The sequence below is a fragment of the Micromonospora sp. NPDC005174 genome, from assembly GCF_040608495.1.
Classification (GTDB): domain Bacteria; phylum Actinomycetota; class Actinomycetes; order Mycobacteriales; family Micromonosporaceae; genus Micromonospora.
In genome coordinates this window covers 210,626-234,351 of sequence record NZ_JBEXIJ010000003.1, presented here as the reverse complement: position 1 = coordinate 234,351, position 23,726 = coordinate 210,626, and the positions used below count along the sequence as shown (strand labels likewise).

45 protein-coding genes are annotated in these 23,726 nt (G+C 68.3%); 1 reads left to right on the top strand and 44 read right to left on the bottom strand.

The genetic code is table 11. From position 1 onward, the window contains the following. Nucleotides 1–3: 3 nt before the first annotated feature. From terL to ABZU91_RS05225, 26 genes are all read right to left on the bottom strand, one after another. A complete protein-coding gene (terL, locus tag ABZU91_RS05350) occupies nucleotides 4–1,416 on the bottom strand; it encodes a phage terminase large subunit (protein WP_355234202.1) in 1,413 nt (470 codons plus the stop codon). A gap of 55 nt (nucleotides 1,417–1,471) precedes the next feature. Beyond that, a complete protein-coding gene (locus tag ABZU91_RS05345; protein WP_355234199.1) occupies nucleotides 1,472–2,005 on the bottom strand; it encodes a hypothetical protein in 534 nt (177 codons plus the stop codon). A 134-nt stretch (nucleotides 2,006–2,139) separates the two neighbouring features. Beyond that, nucleotides 2,140–2,526 carry a hypothetical protein gene (locus ABZU91_RS05340; protein WP_355234196.1) on the bottom strand — a complete coding sequence of 129 codons (387 nt, stop codon included), beginning with the start codon at nucleotides 2,524–2,526 and terminating at the stop codon, nucleotides 2,140–2,142. After that, nucleotides 2,514–2,816, bottom strand: a complete 303-nt coding sequence (locus ABZU91_RS05335; RefSeq protein WP_355234193.1) for a hypothetical protein — start codon at nucleotides 2,814–2,816, stop codon at nucleotides 2,514–2,516. The genes ABZU91_RS05340 and ABZU91_RS05335 overlap by 13 nt, the downstream gene beginning before the upstream one ends. 142 nt (nucleotides 2,817–2,958) lie before the next feature. Further along, nucleotides 2,959–4,065, bottom strand: coding sequence for a hypothetical protein (locus ABZU91_RS05330; RefSeq protein ID WP_355234190.1), 1,107 nt, complete (start codon nucleotides 4,063–4,065; stop codon nucleotides 2,959–2,961). A 106-nt stretch (nucleotides 4,066–4,171) separates the two neighbouring features. Continuing rightward, nucleotides 4,172–4,408 (bottom strand): hypothetical protein, encoded by a 237-nt coding sequence (locus tag ABZU91_RS05325; RefSeq protein WP_355234187.1) that lies wholly within the window; start codon nucleotides 4,406–4,408, stop codon nucleotides 4,172–4,174. Between the two features lie 196 nt (nucleotides 4,409–4,604). Next, a complete protein-coding gene (locus ABZU91_RS05320) occupies nucleotides 4,605–4,841 on the bottom strand; it encodes a hypothetical protein (protein WP_355234185.1) in 237 nt (78 codons plus the stop codon). Beyond that, nucleotides 4,838–5,137: a hypothetical protein gene (locus tag ABZU91_RS05315; protein WP_355234182.1), complete on the bottom strand. Its 300-nt coding sequence runs from the start codon at nucleotides 5,135–5,137 to the stop codon at nucleotides 4,838–4,840. Before ABZU91_RS05315 ends, ABZU91_RS05320 begins: the two co-directional genes overlap by 4 nt. Then, nucleotides 5,134–5,550, bottom strand: coding sequence for a DUF6221 family protein (locus tag ABZU91_RS05310; RefSeq protein WP_355234179.1), 417 nt, complete (start codon nucleotides 5,548–5,550; stop codon nucleotides 5,134–5,136). Before ABZU91_RS05310 ends, ABZU91_RS05315 begins: the two co-directional genes overlap by 4 nt. Continuing rightward, on the bottom strand, nucleotides 5,547–5,804 hold the full coding sequence (locus ABZU91_RS05305; protein WP_355234176.1) for a hypothetical protein: 258 nt from the start codon (nucleotides 5,802–5,804) through the stop codon (nucleotides 5,547–5,549). Before ABZU91_RS05305 ends, ABZU91_RS05310 begins: the two co-directional genes overlap by 4 nt. A gap of 404 nt (nucleotides 5,805–6,208) precedes the next feature. Further along, the gene (locus tag ABZU91_RS05300) at nucleotides 6,209–6,526 is read right to left on the bottom strand and encodes a hypothetical protein (protein ID WP_355234173.1); all 318 of its coding nucleotides are present in this window, start codon (nucleotides 6,524–6,526) and stop codon (nucleotides 6,209–6,211) included. After that, a complete protein-coding gene (locus tag ABZU91_RS05295) occupies nucleotides 6,523–6,855 on the bottom strand; it encodes a hypothetical protein (protein WP_355234170.1) in 333 nt (110 codons plus the stop codon). Before ABZU91_RS05295 ends, ABZU91_RS05300 begins: the two co-directional genes overlap by 4 nt. Before the next feature lie 132 nt (nucleotides 6,856–6,987). Beyond that, on the bottom strand, nucleotides 6,988–7,401 hold the full coding sequence (locus tag ABZU91_RS05290) for a hypothetical protein (RefSeq protein ID WP_355234167.1): 414 nt from the start codon (nucleotides 7,399–7,401) through the stop codon (nucleotides 6,988–6,990). Next, nucleotides 7,398–7,628 (bottom strand): hypothetical protein, encoded by a 231-nt coding sequence (locus tag ABZU91_RS05285; RefSeq protein WP_355234165.1) that lies wholly within the window; start codon nucleotides 7,626–7,628, stop codon nucleotides 7,398–7,400. The genes ABZU91_RS05290 and ABZU91_RS05285 overlap by 4 nt, the downstream gene beginning before the upstream one ends. Further along, on the bottom strand, nucleotides 7,625–8,044 hold the full coding sequence (locus ABZU91_RS05280) for a hypothetical protein (protein WP_355234162.1): 420 nt from the start codon (nucleotides 8,042–8,044) through the stop codon (nucleotides 7,625–7,627). The genes ABZU91_RS05285 and ABZU91_RS05280 overlap by 4 nt, the downstream gene beginning before the upstream one ends. Continuing rightward, nucleotides 8,041–8,352: a hypothetical protein gene (locus tag ABZU91_RS05275; protein WP_355234159.1), complete on the bottom strand. Its 312-nt coding sequence runs from the start codon at nucleotides 8,350–8,352 to the stop codon at nucleotides 8,041–8,043. The genes ABZU91_RS05280 and ABZU91_RS05275 overlap by 4 nt, the downstream gene beginning before the upstream one ends. Next, entirely contained in the window at nucleotides 8,349–8,534 is a 186-nt protein-coding gene (locus ABZU91_RS05270; RefSeq protein ID WP_355234157.1) for a hypothetical protein, read from the bottom strand. Before ABZU91_RS05270 ends, ABZU91_RS05275 begins: the two co-directional genes overlap by 4 nt. A 102-nt stretch (nucleotides 8,535–8,636) precedes the next feature. Continuing rightward, entirely contained in the window at nucleotides 8,637–9,056 is a 420-nt protein-coding gene (locus ABZU91_RS05265; protein WP_355234155.1) for a hypothetical protein, read from the bottom strand. A gap of 14 nt (nucleotides 9,057–9,070) precedes the next feature. After that, nucleotides 9,071–9,439 carry a hypothetical protein gene (locus ABZU91_RS05260; RefSeq protein WP_355234152.1) on the bottom strand — a complete coding sequence of 123 codons (369 nt, stop codon included), beginning with the start codon at nucleotides 9,437–9,439 and terminating at the stop codon, nucleotides 9,071–9,073. Nucleotides 9,440–9,450: 11 nt separating this feature from the next. Next, a complete protein-coding gene (locus ABZU91_RS05255) occupies nucleotides 9,451–10,065 on the bottom strand; it encodes a hypothetical protein (RefSeq protein ID WP_355234149.1) in 615 nt (204 codons plus the stop codon). Continuing rightward, nucleotides 10,062–10,817, bottom strand: coding sequence for a hypothetical protein (locus tag ABZU91_RS05250; RefSeq protein ID WP_355234146.1), 756 nt, complete (start codon nucleotides 10,815–10,817; stop codon nucleotides 10,062–10,064). The genes ABZU91_RS05255 and ABZU91_RS05250 overlap by 4 nt, the downstream gene beginning before the upstream one ends. Then, nucleotides 10,814–11,062, bottom strand: a complete 249-nt coding sequence (locus tag ABZU91_RS05245) for a hypothetical protein (protein ID WP_355234144.1) — start codon at nucleotides 11,060–11,062, stop codon at nucleotides 10,814–10,816. The genes ABZU91_RS05250 and ABZU91_RS05245 overlap by 4 nt, the downstream gene beginning before the upstream one ends. A gap of 8 nt (nucleotides 11,063–11,070) precedes the next feature. Next, nucleotides 11,071–11,484, bottom strand: a complete 414-nt coding sequence (locus ABZU91_RS05240; protein WP_355234141.1) for a hypothetical protein — start codon at nucleotides 11,482–11,484, stop codon at nucleotides 11,071–11,073. Next, entirely contained in the window at nucleotides 11,481–11,810 is a 330-nt protein-coding gene (locus ABZU91_RS05235) for a hypothetical protein (RefSeq protein ID WP_355234137.1), read from the bottom strand. The genes ABZU91_RS05240 and ABZU91_RS05235 overlap by 4 nt, the downstream gene beginning before the upstream one ends. Nucleotides 11,811–11,817: 7 nt before the next feature. Further along, nucleotides 11,818–13,161: a replicative DNA helicase gene (locus ABZU91_RS05230; protein ID WP_355234135.1), complete on the bottom strand. Its 1,344-nt coding sequence runs from the start codon at nucleotides 13,159–13,161 to the stop codon at nucleotides 11,818–11,820. Further along, entirely contained in the window at nucleotides 13,161–13,823 is a 663-nt protein-coding gene (locus ABZU91_RS05225; RefSeq protein ID WP_355234132.1) for a hypothetical protein, read from the bottom strand. Before ABZU91_RS05225 ends, ABZU91_RS05230 begins: the two co-directional genes overlap by 1 nt. A gap of 758 nt (nucleotides 13,824–14,581) precedes the next feature. Between ABZU91_RS05225 and ABZU91_RS05220 the strand changes: the two genes are divergently transcribed. Further along, nucleotides 14,582–14,845, top strand: coding sequence for a hypothetical protein (locus tag ABZU91_RS05220; protein ID WP_355234129.1), 264 nt, complete (start codon nucleotides 14,582–14,584; stop codon nucleotides 14,843–14,845). Between the two features lie 208 nt (nucleotides 14,846–15,053). Here ABZU91_RS05220 and ABZU91_RS05215 read toward each other — a convergent pair whose 3' ends face one another. The 18 genes from ABZU91_RS05215 to ABZU91_RS05130 all read right to left on the bottom strand — a co-directional run bounded on the left by ABZU91_RS05215 (nucleotide 15,054) and on the right by ABZU91_RS05130 (nucleotide 23,723). Then, entirely contained in the window at nucleotides 15,054–15,848 is a 795-nt protein-coding gene (locus ABZU91_RS05215) for a hypothetical protein (protein ID WP_355234126.1), read from the bottom strand. Next, entirely contained in the window at nucleotides 15,848–16,255 is a 408-nt protein-coding gene (locus ABZU91_RS05210) for a hypothetical protein (RefSeq protein ID WP_355234123.1), read from the bottom strand. The genes ABZU91_RS05215 and ABZU91_RS05210 overlap by 1 nt, the downstream gene beginning before the upstream one ends. Then, the gene (locus ABZU91_RS05205) at nucleotides 16,255–16,605 is read right to left on the bottom strand and encodes a hypothetical protein (RefSeq protein ID WP_355234120.1); all 351 of its coding nucleotides are present in this window, start codon (nucleotides 16,603–16,605) and stop codon (nucleotides 16,255–16,257) included. The genes ABZU91_RS05210 and ABZU91_RS05205 overlap by 1 nt, the downstream gene beginning before the upstream one ends. Before the next feature lie 60 nt (nucleotides 16,606–16,665). After that, a complete protein-coding gene (locus ABZU91_RS05200; protein WP_355234117.1) occupies nucleotides 16,666–17,304 on the bottom strand; it encodes a hypothetical protein in 639 nt (212 codons plus the stop codon). Further along, nucleotides 17,301–17,876: a WhiB family transcriptional regulator gene (locus ABZU91_RS05195; protein WP_355234115.1), complete on the bottom strand. Its 576-nt coding sequence runs from the start codon at nucleotides 17,874–17,876 to the stop codon at nucleotides 17,301–17,303. The genes ABZU91_RS05200 and ABZU91_RS05195 overlap by 4 nt, the downstream gene beginning before the upstream one ends. A gap of 68 nt (nucleotides 17,877–17,944) precedes the next feature. Beyond that, a complete protein-coding gene (dnaN, locus tag ABZU91_RS05190) occupies nucleotides 17,945–19,075 on the bottom strand; it encodes a DNA polymerase III subunit beta (RefSeq protein WP_355234112.1) in 1,131 nt (376 codons plus the stop codon). Continuing rightward, the gene (locus ABZU91_RS05185) at nucleotides 19,072–19,290 is read right to left on the bottom strand and encodes a helix-turn-helix transcriptional regulator (RefSeq protein ID WP_355234109.1); all 219 of its coding nucleotides are present in this window, start codon (nucleotides 19,288–19,290) and stop codon (nucleotides 19,072–19,074) included. The genes dnaN and ABZU91_RS05185 overlap by 4 nt, the downstream gene beginning before the upstream one ends. Further along, nucleotides 19,284–19,613 carry a helix-turn-helix transcriptional regulator gene (locus ABZU91_RS05180; RefSeq protein WP_355234106.1) on the bottom strand — a complete coding sequence of 110 codons (330 nt, stop codon included), beginning with the start codon at nucleotides 19,611–19,613 and terminating at the stop codon, nucleotides 19,284–19,286. Before ABZU91_RS05180 ends, ABZU91_RS05185 begins: the two co-directional genes overlap by 7 nt. After that, nucleotides 19,613–19,999, bottom strand: coding sequence for a hypothetical protein (locus tag ABZU91_RS05175; protein WP_355234103.1), 387 nt, complete (start codon nucleotides 19,997–19,999; stop codon nucleotides 19,613–19,615). The genes ABZU91_RS05180 and ABZU91_RS05175 overlap by 1 nt, the downstream gene beginning before the upstream one ends. Then, a complete protein-coding gene (locus tag ABZU91_RS05170) occupies nucleotides 19,996–20,253 on the bottom strand; it encodes a WhiB family transcriptional regulator (RefSeq protein WP_355234100.1) in 258 nt (85 codons plus the stop codon). Before ABZU91_RS05170 ends, ABZU91_RS05175 begins: the two co-directional genes overlap by 4 nt. After that, nucleotides 20,250–20,771: an HNH endonuclease signature motif containing protein gene (locus tag ABZU91_RS05165; RefSeq protein WP_355234097.1), complete on the bottom strand. Its 522-nt coding sequence runs from the start codon at nucleotides 20,769–20,771 to the stop codon at nucleotides 20,250–20,252. Before ABZU91_RS05165 ends, ABZU91_RS05170 begins: the two co-directional genes overlap by 4 nt. After that, entirely contained in the window at nucleotides 20,768–21,505 is a 738-nt protein-coding gene (locus tag ABZU91_RS05160; protein ID WP_355234094.1) for a hypothetical protein, read from the bottom strand. The genes ABZU91_RS05165 and ABZU91_RS05160 overlap by 4 nt, the downstream gene beginning before the upstream one ends. Next, the gene (locus ABZU91_RS05155) at nucleotides 21,495–21,737 is read right to left on the bottom strand and encodes a hypothetical protein (protein WP_355234091.1); all 243 of its coding nucleotides are present in this window, start codon (nucleotides 21,735–21,737) and stop codon (nucleotides 21,495–21,497) included. Before ABZU91_RS05155 ends, ABZU91_RS05160 begins: the two co-directional genes overlap by 11 nt. After that, nucleotides 21,730–22,098 (bottom strand): VRR-NUC domain-containing protein, encoded by a 369-nt coding sequence (locus tag ABZU91_RS05150; protein WP_355234088.1) that lies wholly within the window; start codon nucleotides 22,096–22,098, stop codon nucleotides 21,730–21,732. Before ABZU91_RS05150 ends, ABZU91_RS05155 begins: the two co-directional genes overlap by 8 nt. Next, complete coding sequence (locus ABZU91_RS05145; RefSeq protein WP_355234085.1) at nucleotides 22,095–22,547, bottom strand: hypothetical protein; 453 nt, start codon at nucleotides 22,545–22,547, stop codon at nucleotides 22,095–22,097. Before ABZU91_RS05145 ends, ABZU91_RS05150 begins: the two co-directional genes overlap by 4 nt. Further along, a complete protein-coding gene (locus tag ABZU91_RS05140; protein WP_355234082.1) occupies nucleotides 22,544–22,915 on the bottom strand; it encodes a hypothetical protein in 372 nt (123 codons plus the stop codon). Before ABZU91_RS05140 ends, ABZU91_RS05145 begins: the two co-directional genes overlap by 4 nt. Then, complete coding sequence (locus tag ABZU91_RS05135; RefSeq protein WP_355234079.1) at nucleotides 22,912–23,190, bottom strand: hypothetical protein; 279 nt, start codon at nucleotides 23,188–23,190, stop codon at nucleotides 22,912–22,914. Before ABZU91_RS05135 ends, ABZU91_RS05140 begins: the two co-directional genes overlap by 4 nt. Then, entirely contained in the window at nucleotides 23,187–23,723 is a 537-nt protein-coding gene (locus ABZU91_RS05130) for a hypothetical protein (RefSeq protein ID WP_355234076.1), read from the bottom strand. The genes ABZU91_RS05135 and ABZU91_RS05130 overlap by 4 nt, the downstream gene beginning before the upstream one ends. Nucleotides 23,724–23,726: the final 3 nt, after the last annotated feature.

Below are 23,726 nucleotides of genomic sequence, written 5' to 3'. Positions count from 1 at the left end.
CAGCTACAGCGGCACCGACTCCAAGTCGACTTCATCGACATCGTGTGCAGGCGGCGGAGACGACAGCAGTGGCGCCGACTGTGTGATCGCCACCCGCACCGCCATCGACCCCGTATCCACGGTGTCATCGTGGGCGGCGGCCGGGAACGACGCGTGCTCACCTAGCCACACGTCTAGCCACATCGCACCAGCAGGCAGCCACACCCGGCCCGACGCCACCCACGCCGAATACGGCAGCGCCCGAGAGAACTTGTCCTGCTCGGCCTGGATCGCGGTGATCGGCACACCCGAGTTGGCGGCCTCACGCACGAGCGTCGTTCCGTACTGGGAACCCTCCACGAACACGGTGTCGAGCTTCCACCGCTCCACCAGCGGGCGGGCGTGGGCGAAATGCTGCTCCCCGCCGATCTTCGCCCGCACCATGTCCAACAGGACGAGGTCGCCAGAGATAGTGCGCGCCCACGCGGCAATCACCGTGAAGTCGGCAGACGTGCGTGTCGAGTTGGCGAGGTCGATGGTGGCGAAGCGCCAACAGTCCCGCAGGTCGTACGTGGAACTGCCGAGGGTGACGCGGTCACTGTGGCGGGTGAAATACCGCCACCAGAGCCGCTTGAACAGCCCACCCTCGGCGGGTGCTGGCCGCCCCTGGTAGAGGCTCGCCCACACGTACGGGCCGACGGACTTCTTGGTGCTTTCCCAGTCGCGGGCACCGCGTGCGGAAATCATGTACTCGCCGGGCTGCCGGCCGAGCGGGTCGGGCTCGCCCTGTTCGGCCTGGGCGGGGATGTTGATGACGGTCCAGCGTCCGCCGTTTTCCTTGCGGCCTTCGTGTTGCAGCAGCCAGCCGGCGGCATCTTCTTCATGCCAGCGTGTCTGCACCAACACCACGCGGGCTCCGGGGCCAAGGCGGGGAACGGCGACGCCCTGCCAGAACCGTTGGAAACGTTCGCGGTAGATCGGTGACTGCGCCTGCTCAAGATCCTTGATCGGATCATCGATGATGATCACCTCGGCGGGGCGTCCGGTCACGCTGCCTGCAACGCCGGATGCGAAGGCACCACCACGTCCGCCCTCAACCTGCCAACGTCCCGCCGCCCGCGAATCCGAACGCAGGCGCACGCCGAGGTCGACCGCCCCGTCCTCGCCATTGAACGTCTCAAAGTCCCGCTTGATCTCCGCGCCCCAGCGCCGCGCGATGTCATCGCTGTAGCTGATGATCAGAATGCGAAGATCCGAATCGACCTGCGACAACAGCCACTCCGGGTACCAGCGCGACACCGTCGTCGACTTGGCTTCCTGTGGGGGCATGCTCACCATCAGGCGGTCGATCCCGCCGTGGGCGAGTTCCACCAACGCGCTGTTGATCAGGTCGAGGGCGGGGGTGCGGACCACCGTGCGATCCAACACCTGCGCCATGTCCAGTGGCGAAGCCCACCGCCGAGGCCGGCTGGCCCGCTCCCGCCGGTCCGCCTCAGCCTTCAGGCTGTGCAGTTGCCTCAACTGACGAAGCTTCGCCAACTTCACCTGAGCCAAGCTCGGCGGTGAGCCGTCGGATTTCAGCATCGACGGCATCCAACGTCACCACCTCATGCCGCTGTGGCGCATCCAAGCCGAGGAACTTCGCCCGGCGCTCCTGAATCTTCAACACCCGGTCGATCGCCGCCAACACAGGGCCGTCATCAAGCAGCGGCTCATCGGTGCCCTCATCACGGATCACCCGGCCGTGCGACACGGTTACGTGCTGCCGGCGAAGCACACGCCACGCTTCTTCCATCAGCAGGTCGAGGCGTTGTAGTTCCTCTTCCCGGTATGCCTCAACGGCGCGGGTCTGTTCGGCGACGCTCGCCTCAAGCGCCCGACCCACGTCTTGGCATGCGGCTCCGCGCGAGTTGTAGCCGAGTTTGTCGGCGATCTGCTGGAAACTGGCCCCGGTGAGGCGCATGGCTACGGCGTCGGCGCGGCGTTTCGCGATGGCGACGCTTTGCGCTTTGGTTGGCCGGGCCATGGGTCACGTTCCTCCTGGGTTCACGTTGGCGTGTCGCCGCCTGTGGGGCGGAGAAGTGGCTCAGGCAGGTGAAGTGACCCGGTGGCCCCGGGTGGCGCGCTGGGGACGCTGCCTACTCGGGGCCGGTCTGCCGGTCAGCGGAAGGTGTCGGTGCCCGGCTCGGTGGGCGGGGTGTCGGAGCCGTCGGCGTCGCCCACGCGCTCGTCGGCGGAGGCGACGGCGGCCTTCAGCTCGTCGAAGACGACCTGAGCGTCCGGGGTCAGGTTGCCCTGCGCCTCCAGAAGCTGGTTGAGTTTGGCGTCAACATCCGAGCTGAAGTCGGTGAAGGCGGTCTTGAGTTCGGTGAGCTGGTCCTTGGCGGAAACCATGTGGTGCTCCAATCGGGTAATGCGGGCGGGGGCCTGAACCCAGTCGCGGGCCCAGGTGTTGAGGCGGGACAGCATCGGGTTGCCTCCCGGTCGGTTGGTGGGGCGGGCGGCGGCGGTGCGGCGCTTCCGGTTGGTCGTGGTCAGCTGACCCATGCGTCGGCGTGGGATGGCTTCCGGTCGAGGGCATCCCAGTCGCGGACAGCGCACGGTTTGCGGAATGAGCGCGGGGACTGACGGGTCGCGGCTTCCGCTTTGGCCCCGTCGAGGTACCGGAACAGGCGGTGGCCTTTCCAGTTGCGTCCCGCCTCGGGCAGGTAGACGCGCTCCCCGTTGGTGAGGTAGCCGTCGGTGTGCCACGTGTTGACGAGTTGCGGTGTCACGTTGAGCGCGAGGGCGAGTTGCGCGGCGGTGAGCTTCGCGTCGGGGTTGGCTCCGGGGCGCATTGTCACCCCCTGTCGGGTACACGGGAAAGCCCCGCGCCGTGTGGGCTGCGGGGCTTCCTGGGGTGCTTGTGGGCAGACTTCGCCGGCCCCAATGCTAAAGCCTGCCGATCAAGATGACCAGTGGGGGTGCATGACACGCCGGTCACACGACTGCGGACTGCCGCTGTCGCCTGGCGGTGGGGGCGATTTCTTTCAAATGGTCCCGGTATTGGCCCGGGGTGAGGATGCGCCGGCAGTCCGGGTTTTGGCATTCGATGTCACCGGTGCCGTCCTGGCGGCGGTACAGCATGCGCAGGGTGCAGGCGGGGCAGTCGACTCCATCGCACAGTTCGGCCTGGGGGTCGAAGTCGCCGAGCGCGCCCATGAGGGCGCCGCGGGTGCTGCTGAGCATGTCGGCGAACGCGTCGATGCCCGGATAGTTGTCGCACGCCCAGTCGAGGCGTTTGCCAAGCCAGTCGACGAGGCTGGGAATGGTGGGGGTGGGCCGGTGTTGACTGCCGGGTGCTCCGGCGTCCGCCCACGCCCGCATTTCTTGGTCGAGGATCTGCGCGACGGGGATGGCGCCGATCTGGTCCCCTGCGGGGATCATCACCTTGTAGCCGTTGGGGTCGCGGCGGGCCTGCCGGTCGATGACGGTGAGCTGTTCGCAGTGGTGGCGGAAGTCGCGGTGAAAGGTGACCGCGAGCGTGCCGTCTTCGCGTTCGGTTTCTTCGCGCCGCTCGGTGACTTCGAAGCGGGTGTGGTTGACGGGCACTGGGGTGAGTCTGCTGGCGGGAATCCAGTTGTCGCCGGTGACGTCGATGGGTCGGCCGCCGTCGCGGATGACGGGGCCGAGTAGGTCGTGAGCGTGTAGGTCGAGGGGTACGGGTGCTTCGTGTCCGCCGCCGGTGACGATGATGTCGGGGGCGATGGACGGGGCGGGGCCGGCGGTGCGGCGGATGAGGTGGCGTGCGGTCCAGCCGCCGTGCCATTTGCCGCTGGGGGAGTGGTCGTGTTCGGGGTGGCCGGGGTGTCGGGGGGTGTGGCCGGCGGGCACGGTGAGATGGCAGGTGCGGCAGACGAGCACGGCTGCGGTGGTGCTGTCGTCGGCGGGGATGAGCTGGTCTTGAAGCCGTCCGGCGAGTTCGAGCAAGCTGGCGAGGGCGACGGGTAGCCAGCGTCGGCAGGGTTCGCAGACCAGCCCGTATTCGGGGTCGCGTTTGTGGCAGGCGTTGCACGCGCCGTCGGCGGTATCGGTGTGGTCGTGCATGTGGTGGGTCTCCGATCGGCGCGGTTACGCTGGCGAAAGACCTCGTGGGATGTCGGGGTGGTGGGATTGGCGGCGGCCGGGTTGTGGGACCTGGCCGCCGCTGCCGTCAGAACCGGACTCGCTGCATTGCCTGTCGGGTGGCGGCCTCCATCGCGTTGGGGTCAACCATCCAAATCTGGTTGTCGGGCATGTACGGCGAAGCCTGTATCTCGTGGAAACCGCCCATGCCCAGCTCGACAAGTTTGCGGTTAACCGCGTCGACCATGGCGGGTGGGCAGATGAGGATGCGGCGCTGCTCCTCAATCACCGTGGCCCAGAAGCGAACGTCGTCGAGGATGCTCATGGTGCCTCCCGGTGGTCGGGTGCGGTGAGTTCGTCTACCTCGCTGCGCCAGTCAGCTTCCCGGCATCGGGGGCACGGCGGCACGAACCGTAGCCGCTGGCACTGGACGCGGGCGAACAACTGTTGGGCACCGCAGAACCCGCACCAGTGGGGGTGAGTGGTTCGCGGGTCGTCGCATCCGCCGCCGGGCTGGCCGCTCACACGTCACCATCCCGCAGCGTAGTGAGCAGGTTGTCGAACCGGTTGTAGCCCTCGAAGACGCGCACTTGCCACTGCCCGGCCCGCTCTGACAGGAAGAAGCCGTCTGCGGTGACGTCCGCCAAGTCTTGCGGGTTGAGTTCGGTTGCCTGCGTTGTGGGCGGTTCGAGCTGCGTCCACTCGCCGCCCTCCACAACGTCGATGACGACCGTGTACCAGGACGGTTCGCGTGTCACTTCCAGCCTCCGAACCGGCAGTCAGGCACTTCGCATCCGTCGTCCCGTAGATCCCGGGCAATCGCGGTGACGTGGGCGGCATAGCCGAAGTCGTGTGACTCCCACCCGCAGACGGCGGTGACATGCCAGTCGAGTTCGTGCGGGTCGACGCCCGTTGCGGCAGCGTTGGTGATGACGGCCAAGTCGAGGGGTTCGCCGTGGCACATGACGTCCGTCGCGGTGATGTTCGCCCATGGGTCCCCGACGCAGCAGCGGGTGGCGACGTTGCCGGCAGCACACCGGGCGGCATCGCTCACAGCGTCCCCCATTCAGGTCGGTAGCCGGGACGGTCGGCGTACTCGTCGAACATCAGCCGCACCGTCGAGCACGTGTCGCCTTTCAGCAGCCAAGCGCAGTTGAACACCTCGCCGTCGGGGCCGTCGAACACGGAGCATTCGTGGTCGCGGTCGTGCAGTTCGAGGGTGCGGCGGTCGCGCTCAATCCGGCGTAGCACGCGGGCCGGGTCGTGGCGGGCGATGTGATCTGCCTGATCCGACGTGGGTTCACCCTCGCCGTAGACGATCAGCTTGTTGTCGGCGTCCACGACGCAACTGATGCTGCCGTCACGCGTCCAGTGTCCATGCGGACCGTTCCGCCCACCGGCATCATGCGCCAACTGCTCGTCATCGTCGATTTGCGCGGTCAGCCACGCGATCCGGTCGTCGGTCACGATGGCTGCCCCTCGGTGATGCACTCAGGGCAGTCCACCTCACCCCGGCCGGGGATCTCGTTGCGGGCAGCAGGGCAACCGCGCTTGCCGCACCGCGTCAGCACCTGCGATAGGCTGCCGTGCCCGTCCGGCCAGATGACGTGCGTGTACTGGTCGTACCAGTTCCAAGCAGTCAACGGCGTGTTTGCGGGGCGCTCAACGATGCCGCCTTGGTAGTCGTACCACCGGCGGGGTTGCGCATCAGCGTCGGTCACGGCTTCCACTCTTCCCGGTAGTCGGGGTGGGCTGCGTCGGGGTCACCGAACCGTGGTGACCGCCATCCGGGGCCGATGGTGTCGGGGTGGTACGCGCCGCATGGCACGCACTGCGCCCGCCGTGACCAGCCGCCGTCGAGGGACACGGACATCCATCGTGGGGAGCCGCAACGCGGGCACGTCGGCTTCCCCGCAACGGGTGACAGTGCGTCACTTGTTACCGTCTGGTTCGGGTGCTGGGCCGGGGGATCGGCTGCCACTAGCCCTCCTCTGATGACGCTGCGTACATCATTCACGATCACCTGCACCACCGGCCGACCTGCCGTGCCCGCAGCCTGCGCCGGTACAGCCGCCGATGCCAGTTGACGATCACGGCGTGCCGCCACCGGGCCGCCTCGTCCCGCTCACCCACCGGTCAACCCCCGTCGCTGCTGGGCCGCCCGCACGGCTTCGTGTTCGTCGTCGGTGCGCTGCCGGCACACCACGTCCCCCGGTGACCCGATCACGGCACGTTCCTTCCGATGCGACTGGTTGAGGATGTCGAGCAGATTCGGCCCGTCCTGCCCGTCGTAGCCGGTCACTCGGGGCGTGGCGGGCGGAAGCAGGCCGACGTCCCGGGCGCACTTCTCCCCGAGCCCGTCGTAGAGGCGGCCGGTGGGGACCTTGTGCCCGCAGTTGCGGCACTCGGCGGGCGGTGCGTCCGGCAGCAGCGGCAGGGTCACGGCTCGACCGGCTCGATCTCGTGCTCGGGAATGCCGAGCATCGCCGCGATGTCCTCCCCAGCGGCTTCGATTCCGCGCGCGAACGCCCGATGCATGGCGGCGTGCCGTTCGTTTCGGGGGTCGCCTGACTTGGCGAGTTCCTGCGCCCGCTGGTAGGCGTTGGCGTTCCGGTATCCAGTGGCGTGCTCGCGCAGCTTCCAGTAGGCGGCGCGGAGGGTGGCGGTGTAGGCGGCATCAGTGGCAGCATCGAATGCCTCACCGGTGCCGAGTCCTTCGCGGTCGGTGTACGCGTCGCGGGTGGCAGACCGGATAACGTCGGACGCGCTCATGGCTGGCTCCTCTGGTTGGGGGTCTTCGGCTTCAGATTTTGACGTGGCCGGACTTGGCGAACTCCACCCGCCATCGGGCACGCCGCAACGCCCGGAACAGGCGCAGACGGTCCGCCCCGTCACGGTTGGACATCAGGTGACCGCCAGCCACAACACAGTCGTCAGCGCGAACACCGCCGCGAGGGCAAGCGGCACGAGCGGCACCCACCATCCCTTTGGCCGGGAGGTATCCACGGTTATAAACCCGGTGGGTTGCGGTACGCCCGCGTCTGGGTAGCCGAGAATCCGGGCCGTGAGCTCGCTCCGCGACATGATGCCCTCGTCGAACGGCACGCCCATGTTCTGCCGCGCCAACCAGTGGTTGTGCACGTCGGCGATGTGCTCGGCCACCTCGCGGGTCATTACCAGATCAGCGGCCATCCTGCCCCCGTCGCACGAGCCGAGGCTGTTGGTGGTGACAGCCCAACCGCCGATCTCATCGTTGACCACAGCAGCCCACCGAGCGGTGAGGGCTGTCGTGTTGTAGTCGCTGGTTGCGTCGGTCACCGGTCGAGCCCTCTCGTCACCAGCCACACCGGCAGGGCGAACAGCGCCACGGCGGCGTAGACGGGCCACAGGAGCGCAGTGAAGCCCAGGGCAATCGGCCTCAGAAGGGCGTCGTCGGCGTGACTGCTCAACGGTCCGTAGGCAAAGTCCGGCACGTAGCGGGCCAGCACCCAGCAGGCGGGTAGCCAGCCAACGACGTAAACGGCCCACGGGATCCAGGTGGTCACGACTTCTCCTCAATGGTTGCCCACGGGGTGGTGTGCTGGTGGCGATGGATCAGTTCGGCCGAGCCACGCCAGTCAGGATTGGCAGCACGGTGCGCTTCATGGCTTTGGACCATGATCTGTGCCTGCTCTCGCGTGACCGGCTCCTCTGATATCACCACGCCGTTGCGGCGAATGCGGATGCCCGGCTGCTCGACCGTCTTCGTGCCTGCGGGCAGAATGGCCCCGACGGAGAGCCGGTCGGCGAGGTCTCGCAGGGCTTCGCGGATGGCGGGCACGTCCTCGGCGGTGGCGGCCAGGTGCGAGTGCAGCAGCTCGTGATCCTCGTGGTCGAGGCGCAGCAGGCGGGCCGCGAAGTTGAGCGCGGCCGACTCAGGTGTGAACGGGTGTGCGACGACCACGCGCCGGGTGTCGGTCAAGGGGTCACCTCCGCGCTGCGGCTCACCGGTTCTGGGGCTGTTCGCAGTTCGTAGCGGGCGTGGGTCGGCTCGATGAAGTTCGGGAACTCGTGCGCCGGCTGAGGCCACGACCCGTCGGCGTACCGGCCCTCCTGGATCAGCTCAACCTCGGGGAACAGGTTCATCACCTCGGCGGCGATCCGCGACCCCAGGTGCTCGGAGTGGGCAACGGTGCCGATGTTCGTGATGCTGTCGTCGTACTCCCGCTGCGCGGCGGCGGCAATCATCTGATGCAGGCGGTCGCGGGGTGTCTCAGGCGTGTCGGTCACCGTGCCACCGGCCCCTTCGGGGCGATCTGGTCGGCGGTCGCCCGCAGAATGTCCCCCGCCAACTGCGGCAGCACCGTCGCGGAGATGACGTCGACAGGGACAGCAGCGTCGGCGTGCCGGTCCCGCACGCTCGGGTGGACGTCGTGCTTCACGATGGTGATCTCGTAGTAGGGCTCACTCATGGTCGTCTCCTCGAAGTCGGGGTTGTTCGGCTGGTACCGCTCGCAGCGACCGTCCACGTGATCGGGCTCGGACTGGCCGCAGAAGAAGCAGGGGCGGGCCGCTCACGACTGCACTCGCCCCTCGAAGTCGTCCGCGCTGTACGCCGGGTCGATGTGCCCCGGGTTCACCCCGTACCGCACCAGCACGTCGACAAGCCACTCCTCCCACTCGCCGTTCAACGCGCCCAGCTCGGGGGACAGGTCCCAGATCAGCTCGGGTGCGTCGCTGGTCGGCTCGGTGAGCGCCACAGCGGCAGCGGTCGCCGACGTGGCGGCGAGGATCAGGTAGCCGATGTCCGGGCGAGAGCCGGGAGCCGGGTTGTGGGGGAGAGTGCTGATCTCGGCGCGGAATTTGGCGTGCGCTGCGAGGGCTTCGGCTGCGTAGTGCCGGATCCACGCCTCACGGGTGGCAGCCTCCCGAGTCTTCGGGGCCGGAGCGAGGTTCGCGGACGCGTGGAACGGGTCAATGATCGTGTCGGTCATGGCTGTCCTCCCGGTCAGGCGTTGGCGGGGACGAAGAGGGACAGGCTGCACTGGTCGTCGCCGCTGTCGAAGTCGACCGGGTAGACGCCACCGGGCAACTCCAGATCCCCGGCGGCCTCGTCGAGCCCGTCGTTGTCACGGACGAAGCACGTCTCGGTGCGGACCATCCACCGGTCGTCGATGCGCCGGTGCTCCACGCCGTGCACGACGTGCCGCCACTCGTTCTCGTCAAGGTCGTAGTCAAGCTCCTTGTCCTGCATGCACTCGATCCACATGCGGCAGCGGTCGGTGACGCCAGGACACTCGACGGAGTACTCCTGCTCGGTGACGCCGTGCTCGACGGTCTCGGTGATTGTCAGGGTGTGCGGGGTTGGTGTGGGCATGGGTTGCCTCCTCAGGCTTCGATCAACGGTTGGGGTCGGTTCGGGTACAGCAGGTCGGCCAGCCGGTCACGGGACGGCACCGTCGTCGTTTGGGCTTCCGGGTTGACGAGGATCACCGGCAGGCGCAGTTGGTGGGCTTTCTTGAGCGCCGAGAACGTGCCCCCGTCACGCTTGCTGGGCTTCCACACCGCCAACACCGCACCGCCCGCCTGCTCGGTGGCGGTGAGCATCCCGTCGTTTCGCTCGTGCAGCAGCTTCACCACCACCCGTTTACGGGCGTGCTCGGCCAAGCCTGCGAGATCCCCGTACGGCACCACCTTCGCGGCCAGGGCGCGCAGACGATGCCACTCAGCCACCGCCCCCGGGTTGAACTCTCGCCACGGGTCCGGTTGCTGCGGGAACGGAATGTGCGCCACGAACGGAACCCCCGCCCGGTGCAGCGAGTCCGCCCACCACATGTCCGAACCCAACGCCATGCCGGTAATGCCAGTGGTCATGCCACGCTCGTCACGCAACCACACCGCAGCCGCGGTGAGCCTTTCCCGCACCCATCCGTGAGCGTCAGCGGGGATGTCCTGGGGGCGGTGGCCAGTCACCATCACCGTTGGCCATGCCGGGGCGGTCATCGCCAACCCCCGTCCAGCACCCGCAGCGTCGGACGCGCCGACACCACCGGCTCCGAGGCGGGCTCATCATCCACGACCAACGTCAACGTGGGCCGCTCAAACTGGCGACCCTCCGGCGGCGGTGCCCACGTCTTGTCCACCGCACGCCACACCTTCCACCAGTCGACCTCCGGAAGGTGCCGCTCCAACACACCGCCCGTGTTCGCGGGCGGCTCCGGGGCAGGGTGGGCGGCCAGCTCGGCGCGGTTGCGGTCCAGCAGGTCCGTGAACCACTGCTTGCAGGCAGGCTGCGAACACGAACCAACCCAGCGGCGCTGCCCGGTCGCAGGGTCAGTTAGGCGGCGGGCGTTCGACGACGCGGACCGGCCGCACAAGCCTTCGCGGCGCACCATCGGCCGCCCGCAGGTGACGTTCGCCCACGAACGGTCGCCGTCCACGTCAGGGCTGTACCGGCGCCGGTCGGCAAAGAACACATCCCGGATGCGCCGGTTCGGTCGGTGATCCCCTCGGTCGGAGAGGTGGGTGGTGCCGAGCAGGTTGCCGGGGAGGCGACGGTTGCCGTAGATGGCGGCGGCGATCACCTTCATCGGCATGGAACCGGTGTCGCCCCATGGCGGATCACCCAGGTCGACGCAGCGGGCCATGCCGATCCCGACCAGCAGCAGCTCCCCGACACACTCCGGGTCGGCGAGCATCCCGGTGATGCGCTGGTTGTGGGCGCGCAGGGTGGCGTACGACGGCTCGATAGTCACGACGCCTCCCCGTCGTACAGGGCCAGCGCCGTCCGCGCTGCCTCACCGTGGGCAACGTCCTCCAACAACACCCGCCGTACCTTCGCCAACATCTCCGCGAACTCGGGCGCGGTCGGATCGGTTGGCACCGGCCACCAACCCTCATCCGTTCCCGGACGGGCCATCCGCACAGCACCGCGGCGGGGGGCGTACACGGTGAACCCGGCAGCTTCGAGGGCCGCCACCATCCGCAGGCCGTCGTTCATCGGGGCGGTCACCACGCACCCGCCGACTCGTGCGGGGCGTGCTCCTGCGCCAGGCGGTGCACGAACGCCACCCAGTTCGTCGCGTCGAACCACGACTTGTCGTACAGGTGCGCCTGCCACCGCAGCAACGCCGTGAACGTCGAAACCTGACTGAGGCTGATCTCGTAGCAGCCGCCGCAGTCGTGACTGCTCAGGCACCCATCACACGACACCTGCCATTGCGCGAGGTGAGGCATCATCAACACGTCGGCCACGTTGAATGCCTCATCGGCCGGATGGTCCGCATCCCAAGCCTTCGCGGCCTGCTCGGCAGCGTGCACCTGCTGGTGGTTGATGTGCAGCACCCCGGCGCGTGCAGGCAGGTCGCACTGGTGGCAGCGCCACGTGATCGCGCTGGTCGTGAACGTCCGGGAGGCGGTCACGACGCCAACCGCATGTTCGCCGCACGGGTGACGGCGTCGTAGATCTGCCCGATCGCCACCTCGTACGCCTGCTGCGACGCCATGCGGGCGTCGTCAGGGCCGACGACTACGACCGCGACAACCCAGGCGAAGCGCTGCTGCACGGGGCTGGGCTGAGATACCGCCGGCGTCCGTCCGCGTCGCCACCCCACCAGAGCGCCCACGTACGGCTTAGCGTCGGCGTAGACGCGGTCGGGAATGGCACCCTTCCGCACGGCCTCAGCGGCCACGCTTTCCAGTTCGGCCAAGCGTGGGTCAACCTCGCAGATGAACTCCCAAGTCAGCATGTCGACCTCACTCCTCATTGCTGGCCATGTCGACGAAGCGGGACAGGTGCAACTGGGCGGCCATCGTGACCGTGCCCGTCTCCCCGTTCCGGTTCTTGGCGATCACGAAATCCACCTCGCCTCGGCGGGGAGATTCCTTGTCGTAGTAGTCGGGTCGGTGCAGCAGGATCACCACGTTCGAGTCCTGCTCGATCGACGAGGAACCCTTGAGGTCCGTCAGCTCGGGTGTCTTGTCCGGGCGGGACGACGGGCCACGGTTGAGCTGGGCGGCGGCCACAACCGGCACGTCCAGTTCCATGCCGAGCAGCTTCAACGCCGGGCTGACATCAGCCATGATCGCCGTGCGGTCGACGATGCGCGGGCTCGACGGGTGCGTCAGGTGCATGTGGTCCACGAACACCACATCCAGGCCGGGGCCGTCCTGCTGGCGCATGCAGTGCCCGCGAATATCCACCACCCGCATCGGCGCTTTGTCGGTGAGAAACAAGGGGGCGTTCGACATCGGGCCGATCTTGCTGTTGATGCGACGCCAGTCCTCCTGGTCGAGCAACCCGTCACGGATCAGCCGGTGGGGCACCTTCGCCTGCGCGGCGAGGATCCGGTCGAACACCTCGTTGTTCGACATCTCGAAGGTGAAGAACGCGACCTTCAACCGGGATGTGATGGCGATGTGCCGGGCCATGTCCACCAGAGCGATGCTCTTGCCCATGCCTGTCGCGCCTGCCACGGTGACGAGCTGCTTGGGTCGCAGGCCGCCGAGGATGGCGTCAACCATGCTGTAGCCGGTACTGATGCCCGGGGGGCGGGTCGCACGTGCCTCAATGTCGTCGAGGCCAGGGTTGATGAGTGACCCCAACTGGGTCATTTCCAGCTTGCGCCGACGGGGCTGCGCCTTCTCAACGAGGCTGCGCGCCAGGTCGGCGAGGTCGCCCACGTCGCGGCCGGGGGAGGTGGCGGCCTGCGCCAACTTGACCCCGGTCGCCTCGATGGTGCGACGCTGCGCACAGTCGGTGACCCGCCGGATGTAGTAGCTGAGGTGAGCGACCGACGGCACCAGGGCCACGCATTCGTGCAGGAACGGCCCCCCGCCCAGCCGGTTGAGGTCACCCCGGTCGGCAAGGATTCCTGCGATGGCGACCGGCTCGGTGGGGATACCGTTGCTGGCCGCGTCCATGATCGTGCGGAACAGGTCGGTGTGCTTCGGGCTGTAGAAGTCCTCGTCGGTGATCAGATCCGCTGCGGCGCGCGGGGCGGCAGGGTCGGTGAGCAGGATTCCGAGGATCACCTTTTCGGCATCGACGTCGCAGGCTGGTGCCCGGTCGCGCTGCTCGGTGTCGCTGGTGTGGTGCATCAGTGGTCCTCTCGGGTGGCGGCGGCAAACAGGCCAACGCCGGTACGGGCTGCGCTGTGCGCGAGGGTCGTGAGCTGTTCGGGGGTGGCGCCTGCGGTGTGCAGCGCCTCGGCTTCTTGCGCGAGGCGAATCCGGTCCATGACGGTGAGGTAGCCGGTGTAGTCACTGCTGTAGGCGTTGAGGGCGGCGGCGACGGCGGGATGGGTGGTGGGTCCGTCGGGTTCGGCGGGAATCCCCGCCCGGCATTGGGGGCAGAGCATGATGCCGTGGGTGGGGTGCAGTTCGGTGCCGGCGAGGGTGCCGTGAGCGCAGGCCGGCTTGGTGCGCTCCAGGCGCTTGATCTGCTCGTCAACGACTTTGGCGCGCTGCTCGCGGACCTTGAGGTAGAAGCCGGTGAAGCCGCTGCCGGTGGCGATGCCCCGCAGGTAGCCGATGCCCTTGCTGGGGTGGACCTGGCGGACCATCTTGTCGACGGCTTTGGCGTCGGCGGGGGTGGCTTCCGGCCAGTCGTCGGAGTGGAGGGCGTCGAGGATGATCCGTTCGCGGTCTGTGATCTTCACGTCGGTCTTGGCGAACAGGGCTCTCTGCGGGCCGGTGCGGGGCGGGTTGATGGCGGGGGGACGTGACCGTGACGGATCGTTAGTGGTGGCCCAATCCAGCACGTCGGCGGTCGGACGCTGTGACGGGACGGGTGAGTTCGTCCGGGCCGGGTCGGGGTTGGTCAAGGTAAAAGAACTACTAATAGGAGAAGGGTCGGCCTCTGGTCCGCTGAGCGGACTACTTTGGTCCGCTGAGCGGACTACCTCTGGTCCGCTGAGCGGACTACTACCGGCCGTAGGGTGGTCCGCTGAGCGGACTACCTCACCCTCGATGTCCGTTAAATGGGCTTGCGGGTCCGGTGACTCTGCGTCCACCTCTGGTCCGCTGAGCGGACTACCGGCTGCCGCCCTTTTAGCCCTCGACTCGCGCTTCGGCAGCACCACAGACGGGGCGCCGACAGCCAGTTGGTAGCCGGACTTGACGTTCGCGACGCTGGATGTCCGGCACGCCCAGCCAGTCGCGGCCAGTACTTTCATCCACTCTGCGACTGCCGAGCGGGAGTAGCCGGTCACTGCCGCGAGCTGATCGAAGGTGGGGGCGTGCTGAACCGGGATTTCGGCGGTCGCGATGACGCTGCGGGTCAGCAGGCGCAGCATGATGTGCCGTCCCGCCGGGTCCATGTTCACCGTCTCCAAGGCGTTTTCCACCTCCCACCGGGTTGTCACAGACTTGCCTCCACGTGCTGCCGTTGATCGGGATAACACTACACTATGACGTGATGTAGGATCACTGCATGGATACGTTAACTACTGAGTCAAGAGGATCACGGCATCGCACCGCGTCCCAAGGTCGTGATGTCGGGCGTGGCACAATCCGTCTCATGCCGCGCTCCATCAGGAAGGTCACGGACACGCCGCAACTCCGCGTGTTCGATGCGACCGTGCGCGAGTACAACCAGGTCGAAGAGCGCCTGTATAAGCTGCGGGACAAGCTGGTTGAGGACGCCATCGCGGCGATCCGCGCGGGCCTGTCGATCGCCGAGGCCGCGCGCCGCTCCGGATACTCCCGTGAGCACCTGAGCCGGCTGTACGCGGACGCGAACAAGCGCGACGGCTGGGTTAAGCCGCCCGAGCAGACCGACTAGCCCTCTCACGCCACATCACCCGGCCCCGTCACGGTGTCGGGCTTTCGTGCTGCTCCCGGAGCGTGCCCGTCGCACCTCCACCCGCACGCGTACAGGCGGGCAGGCTCAGCCCCGCACGGCGTCACCCCGGCAGCGCACGGCTTGGTAGGTGGGGCCGGTCGGACGGCGGCAGTCCGGCGGCGTGAGTTCAGGTCGATCACCTTCGCGGTCACACTGTCACCGCCTGACGTCGCGCCGCCTTACGCAGCCGGTCCCGCTCCCGTTCCACCGGCGCACACAGCTCGCACGGCCGCTCACCGCGGCTCCGATGCCGCCGCGCCGCCGCCGGTGTCCCACACGGCTGCACCTCACGCCGGTTGTTGCGACGGTCCGGACGCTGCCTAACCGCTTGGCGGGGCGTCTCGTGTTCCAACCACCACCGCAGGCACTCGCGGCGGGCCACCTGCAACCGCCCGCTGAACGCCGACAAGCTGATGCCCAGCGAGCAGGCGGCAGCGTCCCGGTCCGTGTGCCCCGACCACCGTCGCCCACAATGCCCGCAGTCATGTTCGGTGACCTGCCGCACGTGTTCGTTGCCGGCGTGCGCGGCCAACGCGACGATCGCCTGCCGGTACGGATCACCCAGGGCGGCCAGCAGCCGGGGCAGGGTTTCCTGCTCCACGATCGGCCCCTCCGGGCTGGGCGTTACTTGCCGCTGCCCGAGCCAGTAGGCGCAGAAGCGGGGCGCCGACGCCACACCCGCATCCCACTCGCGGTCCCGGTAGCCGTAGACGGTGCGGTGGGCGCGCACGATCGCCCAGATGGCGGCGCGGCCGGCGGCCAGCAGGTCATGTTCGGAGGGCCAATGTTCGGCGGTGTAGATGTGTTCGGCGATGGCCGACCAAGCAGCGTCGTGCAGGTCGCGGTGGTCGGCGGCCATAGTGCGGTTGGTGCCGGCGGACTGCCGGGCGAGGCGGGCAATGTCGGACAGCCGCCACCCGTGGGCTAGTTCGTGGTCGTGCATCAGGCCACCTCCGGTAGGTGCACGTCGTTGATGGGCCGTCCCTGGTAGGTGGGGCCGGTGGGTTCGCCCGGGGTGGCGTTGACGTCGAGCGGGTTGGCGGACGAGTCCGCGCACTGCTGGTGGTCGGTGCACCAGTGCACGCCGGCGAACGTGATACCGCCAGGCTGGAATGCGGCGGCGGCGAGGGCCCGCGCGAGGGCGTTGAACACCTGCGCCGCCTCGCCTTTCTTCTTGCTGCCGAACTGCAACGTGTCGCCCCGGTGGGCGATCTCGTCTACGCCCTTTGCGGCCCACCGCTGTCGGATGCTGTCGCGTACGCGGGCGGGAAGCTGGGCGAGGTTGAGGATGTGCAGGGGCACGGCGGCTTCGAGTGCGGCGGTGAGTAGGGGTCCGGGGTCGGTGCTCATCACGCCGCCGCCCGCGTCGGCTCGGGCATGTCGAACAGGGGACGCTGCACGACGACGATGGCCGGGATGGCCTCGCACGCCGGCTCGATGTGCCGCTGCTCGCGGCAGGTGCGGGCGATCAAGTCCTGGTTGAACTTGATCGTCGCCCGCCATTCCTCGAAGCGGCTGCGCCGCCGATCACGCACGCCTGCCGTGCTCACGTCGTAGGGGGTGCCGGAGTCGTAGGCGATGCCGAAGGTTCGGGGGAGCCGGTAGTCGAGCCACCTGGCATGTTGGGCGCTGCACGGCTCGCAGAGCGGCCTGAGGTCAACCGTGCTGCGGGTGGGTGCGGGCGGGGTGTCTGTTGCCATGGGGTCACCTCCGGGCGGGGTAGTGGGGTGGCCTACCCCCTCGATAGGCCACACCCGAGATCAGGCGGCCTCTTGGCCTTCGTTGATCGGCATGATCGCGCCCGCGAAGCGCTTACCGATCGCCACGTGGGCGATGGTCTTCGAGCCGGTGAACGACATCTGCATGGGTGCCCGCGGCCGGACCTTCCCGAAGTCGGCCAGGAACTTGGCGTTGAACGCCAGCCCCGCCACCGACTCCACCCGGTCGGAGTCGGCGAGCAGTTTCCGCACGTCGGGGAACTCGGCCAACTGGTCGGGGATGTCCAGCCGCAGGGCCGTGTACCCGGTGTCCCGGTCCCGCCGGACGGTGACTTGCCCGTTGGCGAAGTCGACGCTGAGGGGCACCCGCTGCTCCTTGAGTGGCAGCTTGAACACCTTCACGAGTTCTTTGGCGTCATCGAGCGTGATGGTTGCCGACCACGGGTCGTCGGCCCCACCCCACGTGGTGAACAGGTCGTCTTGGGTGTCCATGTCGGGGTCGTCGTCGGGGTGCCATGACGCCCAGGCGATGCGGTACCGGTCAGTGGACAGGGCGTGGAGCATGGACCCGTCCCATTCGATGCGTACACAGTTGAGGGCGGGCAGGTCGTCGTCGGGGAAGGTGAACGGAATGACGTCGGCGAGGGCGCCGGTCAGTTCACCGGTGGGAATGAGGATCATTGGCTGGCTCCTGTCGTGGCGTCTTCTCGGGCTTGGCGCATGTCAGCAGATCGGTTGTTGTGCGCGACCCGGCACGCCTCGTCCACGGGCTCGTTGCGCCGCTTGTGCCGGCGGTAGGCGGCGTAGGTGCCGCACGGCTTCACTTCGCTGTCGGGCCGGTTCCGCCCGCCGCCGTTGGTCCACGCGCTGGGAATGTTGTGCCGCTCCCGACACGTCTTGACCTTCCCGACCGACCAGTTGAGCCGTTCGCCGATCTGCCGGTCGGTCAGGCCATCGCCGGCCATGCGGGCGATGGCGTCCCGGTCGTCGTTGATGTCGCGGCCGTCGGGGCTGGTGGTGCATCGGTCGCAGCGGGCGTGGTGCGGCTGGTCGGGTACGCAGTCGAAGCCGCAGGATCGGCAGGCGCGAGGTGTGCGGCCAGCGGCGATGCGCCGCCGCTCGGTCTCGGTGTAGCCGCCCCACAAGCCCCACGGTTCGTCTGTTTCGAGGGCGAGGGCGAGGCAGTTACCCCGGGCCGGACACCCTTTGCATCCGGCTTTGGCGTCGGCTTCGCGGCTGCCGTCGTACCACAACTCCGGGTCGGCAGCGCACGGCAGAACAACTACCCGGCGGGACGGTATGAGGGTGACGGCTACGGCGGTCATCGCTGAACTCGGATCGGCATGATGAGGTACCGGTGCCCGTCGACCGGCTGCGCGTCGTCGGCGCCGGAGATGACGGCGGGTTTGAATGCGTCGACGAACCCGATGTGGGCGTGTTGGGTGCCGAGACTGTGCAGCCCGTCGATCAGGTACTGCGGGTTGAAACCGACCGTCAGCGTGTCCTGACCGGTGTACGAGCTGATGCCGAGGGCTTCCGACGCGCGGGCTTCCTCCACTCCGCCGGCTTCGACGGTCAGCGTGTCCGACCCGTTGGTGAAGGTGAGCAGCACGGGTGTGGTGCGTTCAGCCACCAAGGCGACCCGCTTCACCGTCTCGATCAGGGAGGCGACGGGCACGACCGCGGCCGATGGGAACGCGTCGGGGAACAGGGATCGCACGGGCGGATAGTTGCCGCCGTCGAGCAGCCGGGATGTGGTTTTGCGGTAGCCGATGGTGAACCCGATCAGCCCGTCAGCGCCCGCGTTGAGGCTCACCTCGACGGTGCCCGCACCCCACGTTTTCGCCGTCTCGGTGAGGGTCTTCGCCGGTACCAGGACATCCACGGTCAGGTCAGGGTTGGTGGGCGCGATCGTGATGTCGCGGTGGGCGAGCCGGTACCGGTCGGTGGACAGCAGCGACAGGACGTCGCCCCGGAATTCGAGGCGAACCCCGGTCATCATCGGCAGCGTCTCGTCCCGACCAGCAGCCACACCGACCTGCGTGACCGCCTGGGCGAGCAGCCCAGCGTCCACGGTGGCGATGGTGGCGGGCAGTCCGGGCAGGGTCGGGTAGTCCTCCACCGGCATCGTCGGGAGGGTGAACCGGGCGGAGCCGCACACCAGTTCCAGATGGGTGCCGACAGACGCGAGGTTGACCGGCTTGTTCGGCAGCGACTTCGTGATCTCCGCTAGGAGTCGGGCGGCGACCACGACAGTGCCCGGGTCGGTGACGGTGCCCCGCGCCCAACCCTGGTGGGACACGTCGTAGTCGAACCCGGACACGGTCACACCGTTGTCGGCGGCGACCAGTTTCACCCCGGCGAGGATCGGCACGGACGGCCGCTGCTGGGCGGCTTTTGCGGCGGTGGTGACAGCCTCAACGAGGGCGTCACGTTCGGCGGTCAGTTTCATGCGGCGGCTCCTTGCCAGGCGTGGACAACAGTCAGGTCGAGCACCCCGCCGAGGGCGCGGGTGTGGCGTTGCAGGGTCGAGACGAGCGGTCGGCCCGGGTCGGACTCACGCCGGGATACCGCCGACTCGGAGCAGCCCATTCGCAGGCCAACGTCGGCCAGGTTGAGGTTCGAGGCGCGGCGGATGCGGGTCAGGTTGTTGACGACGATCAGCAACTCAAGGTGGTCTTCGGCGGCCTCACTGTCGGGCTGCGACGCGCGTCGTACAAGGCGGCCAGCGGGTCGCCGTCGTCCGGCACGGTCAACCCGGCGATCGTGAACGCGAGCCGATACCCGTAGATGCGGGCCATGGCTTGCACGGTGGGCACATGCCACGTGCGTCGCCGCTCCAACTGGGAGAACGCGTACTTGTCGCACCCGTACCGTTCGGCGGCCTCAGCCTGGGTGATGTTGCGGCCTTCCCGGATGGCACGCAGCCGCTCGCCGAGGGCGTGGCGGGCCACAGCGTCGTCGGGGTGCAGGTCGGGGATGGTGCGCATCAGGCAGCCTGCCCGCCGTTGGTACCGAACGGGTCGGCGAGCGCACGCCGCGCTTTGCTGGTGTCACCGGTGCGACGCCGGGGCCGGTCCCGCCACTCCTGCCCGGCCTTCGTCACCACGACGCTGCCGTCGGCGAACAGCTCCACCCAGCCGAGGTCATCCAGCTCGTACAGGGTGTCGGTGACGTCGCGGGTTTCGTTGCGGTCGTCTCCGTATGCGAAGGTGCGCGGGTTGCGGCTGATGTGCCCGCCGTTGATGGAGTCGATCAGCCGTTCGTGCTTGTGCTTGTACGTCATGTGCTGTGGTTCCTGGTTCTGGGTCGTGGGGCCCGCCCCGGTGGTGGGGCCCGCCCCGGTGGTGGGGCGGGCCGTGGTGCTGGTGGTCATTGGTGGGCTCGCAGGACACGGAGGCCGCGGCGGCGCTTGACGCCGCGGCGTTCCTCCTCGGACATTCCGCCCCAGACGCCTGCGTCTTGGCCGGTGTCGAGGGCCCATTTCAGGCACTGGTCGGTGACCTCGCAGCGGCGGCAAACGGCCTTGGCCTGCTCGACCTGCAACAGCGCGGGGCCGCTGGTGCCGACAGCAAAGAACAACTCCGGATCTTCGTCACGGCAAACCGCGAAATGTCGCCAGTCGGTCATGGGAGGTGCCTCCAAATCTGCCGAGCACGAATCCTGCGGATGTGAGTGTCCGAAACGCCGTACTCAGCGGCGAGATCCTTGAGCAGCCCTCGGTATTTGTCGGGCCGCCGGATCGCTCGCACGTCGTCCTCAGTAAGCCGCGCGTAGTAGTGGTCGACTCCGCGAGCCCGCTCGGCTCGTCCCTTGGCGAACATGTCGTAGGCGTTGTCGGACTGAGTGCCGAGGAAGAGATGGTCAGGGCGCACGCACGGCGGGTTGTCGCAGTGGTGGCAGACACTCATTCCTGCCGGAATCGGGCCATGGGTGATCGCGTAACTCACGGCGTGGGCGCCATAGAAAACGCCCTTGCTCACCGTGAACTGGCCGTAGCCCCGATTGTTGCAGTGGGCAGTCCATTCCCAGCAACCTGACGGGACAGGATGGACCTTGGACCAGAACCGCCCATTGAACCGTTCGTCGGTCCGCCCGCTGAGGTCGAGTCCACGCCAACGCCGAAACCGCTGCTGCACGCCCGTCACGGCGCGATCACCCGCTGCGGGCTGTGCTCGCTGCACGGCTCCGACTCCACCGGCATCCCGCAGATCCCGCCCGGCATGCCAGCCATCGGCACCGCGCAAACAAACCCGCCCGGCGGCACCGACGGGTCGAACGTCACCGGCGGGTCAGCCTCGACGCACGTCGGGTTGTGCTCCTCACGGATCGAACCGCAGCACGACCACGGCACACACTTTCCGCAGAACCCGAACCCGACCGGCTCGCCCCGGCGGTGACCGGAGAACCAGCACCGCCACACGTCCCGGGGCACACCCAGGACGTACGAGCTGTTGCCCGTCATCCGCCCGAAGGTGACACAACCGTCGTGGCCGTCGCCTCGGGTGATGCTGCCGCCAGAGGACACGCCCAGGGCGTACAGCTTGAGCGACAGCCACCAGGTGGCCTTCCACGTGCGCCACGGCCAGTGGCGGCACTGCCGGGCCTGCCGGTCCCGCTCCTCCTGCGCCAGATGCATGCACACGTAGCAGGGCACCCCGTAGTCGTCCCGGTCGTGCGCCCACAGCAGGTGGCGGGGTTCGGCGTCGCAGTCGACCAGACGCAGCCCGGGAACGTCGTTCGGGGCGTGGTCGGCGCACGGCGTCTCGTCGACCGGCTTGCCGCAGATGTTGCAGGCGAAGGCGGTGCCGGCGGGGCCGGTGTACTCGTCGTCGACGAGCACGAACCGTTCCTGGTAGGCGAGCGTGGTGTCAGCAGCCATGGTTGGCCTCCGTTCGGGTTGTGTGGTTGGGGTTGCCGCCCGCCCGCAGCTCGCCAACATCGGTGGCGGCGCGGGCTAGGGCAGCGGACAGTTCCAGGGCCGACGATCCGGTGATCTCCCGGGATGTCAGGAAGATGCGCCCCCGGAACACGGTGACGGTTTCGCCTTCCGGCGACACGTACGGCAGGGCGGGGCGGGCGGCGATGATGTCCGCCACCGTCAGGTCAGCCACCGGACACTGCCGATGTGACACCCGGGCGAACCCGGATCGCCTCAAGTTGGGCGTGAATCAGGCCGGCTCGCCAGTCCTTCGGCCGCCACACACCCACATCGGTGCCGGCACGCTCGAACGCGGCCAGCCACAACCGCTGATCGGGCGTCGGGTACTTTCCGTCGTCCTTCAACTCACGGACCATCACCCGCGTGCCCGCCAACGTGAGGTCGGGGTAGCCCTTCCCGTCACCTTGCACGGCGGTCACCCACCGGCCCGCCTGGGTCATGCCAGCCCGGAAGTGAGCGGTGCGGATGTTGTAGCGCTGGCACAGTTCGAGGACGTCACGCAACAGCGCCTCTTCGGGCTTGAACGCCTTCACTGGGCCACCTGCCCGAGCTGAGCCAGCACCAGGGCGGTGACGTCCTCCGGCGGCGTCCACAAGCCGAGCGCACCCCGGCACGGCACCGGACGGGGCAGGCGGCGGACGCGGGCGAGCCGCCAGTGGTACTGCCCGGCCATCGCCCACCGACCGCACCGGCACGGAGCCCACGTCTCGCCGTCGCCGAACTCGTCCATCTCGTTGGAGCACACCGAGGCGATTTCCGCGACACCTACGATTCCGGTCGGGTGGTCATCGCGGGACGTTGGCAGACCAACGAGAGCGTCAGGGGCGACCATGTCCGCGAACGCGAGGGCTTCGGACTTCCACGACTGGGCGGCGTGAAGCAGGAACAGGCCACGGTGGCGGGTGTTCCAGGTGCGGTTCTCCACGTCCTTGCCCCGGAGGATCAGTTCAACCCACGGGCGGGTGATCGACAGAGCCTTCACGGCCGCACCGCCTTGCGGGCTTCCTCGATCGCCTCGGCCCACACGCCGCCGCCCTCGTACCAGCCGATCGACTCCGCGTGTGCCTCGATGGCGTTGGCTGCTGCCTTCACCCCGGCGTTGAACGCGTCGGTCACGGCCGGGTCGTCGGCCCGGTACAGGCGCACCACCTGCGAGCCCTTCGCGGCGGCCAGGGACAGCACGTCCTCCCACCGGTACGGGCACTCGTCGGCGACGCCGTACCACTGCTCACCGAGCGCCGTCGTGCAGGTTTCGTCGCGCTCGAACACGAGGGGGATGAGGTCGTTGGTGGGGTCGAACAGGCCAACCAACGCACGGTCCGGGGGCTCCGGCATCATCTCGGCGGTCATCGTGCGCTCACCTGCTCGTTGCGCTCACCCTCCGGCACGAAACCGGCGGTGCCCTTGACGGCGTCAACCAGCGCAGCCAACGCCTTGCCGGCCTCTTCCGGCCGCAACGCCGCCCACGTCTCGGCTTCCCCGGCAGACTCCGCTAGGGCGGCAAGATACCCGCGCAGACGGGCGTTCTCAGCCGCGAACGCCCGGTTGGCCCGGCGCAGCGACTCGTTGTCACCACGGACACGGCCAGCCTGAACACACGTCAGGTTCTCGGCGGGGGAGGTCATGCCGGCTCCCCTGCGCCCTGCTCGGCGGCCTCCACAACTTCACGGGCCGCGTGCCACTCCGACAGCTTTCGCCGGTCCCACGTGCACTCACCGTCCGGCTCCGTCGGGTACAACGCCCACACCGTGCCGTCGTGCTCGAACACACCCGGCGTCGCCAAGAACCAGCGCAGATCCTCACCGTGCTTGCAGAACCGGGGCAGACCGTTCGCCTCCAACACGGCGCGCATGTCCGGCGGCTGATGCGCCTCCAGCCACTGGCGTGCAGGGTCGCCCGGCTTTCCCCGGCGCGGCACCAAATGCCCCTCGGCCTTCGAGTACCGCCAGCCCTGCGGCGGCTTCTCCGGGTCATCGGCGGACAGCCCGACCACCTCGGGCGCGGACGTGCGCCGCTTGACGATCAGGGCACCCTTGTTGTTGCCCAGCTTCTCTGCGTCCTCGCGGGCACGGCGGCCCATGTCGGCGAACGCTGCGGCCGTGGACCTGAAGGCGGCGGCGATCTCGGGGTTGCTGGTGGAGTACACGTGCTCAGTCATGGG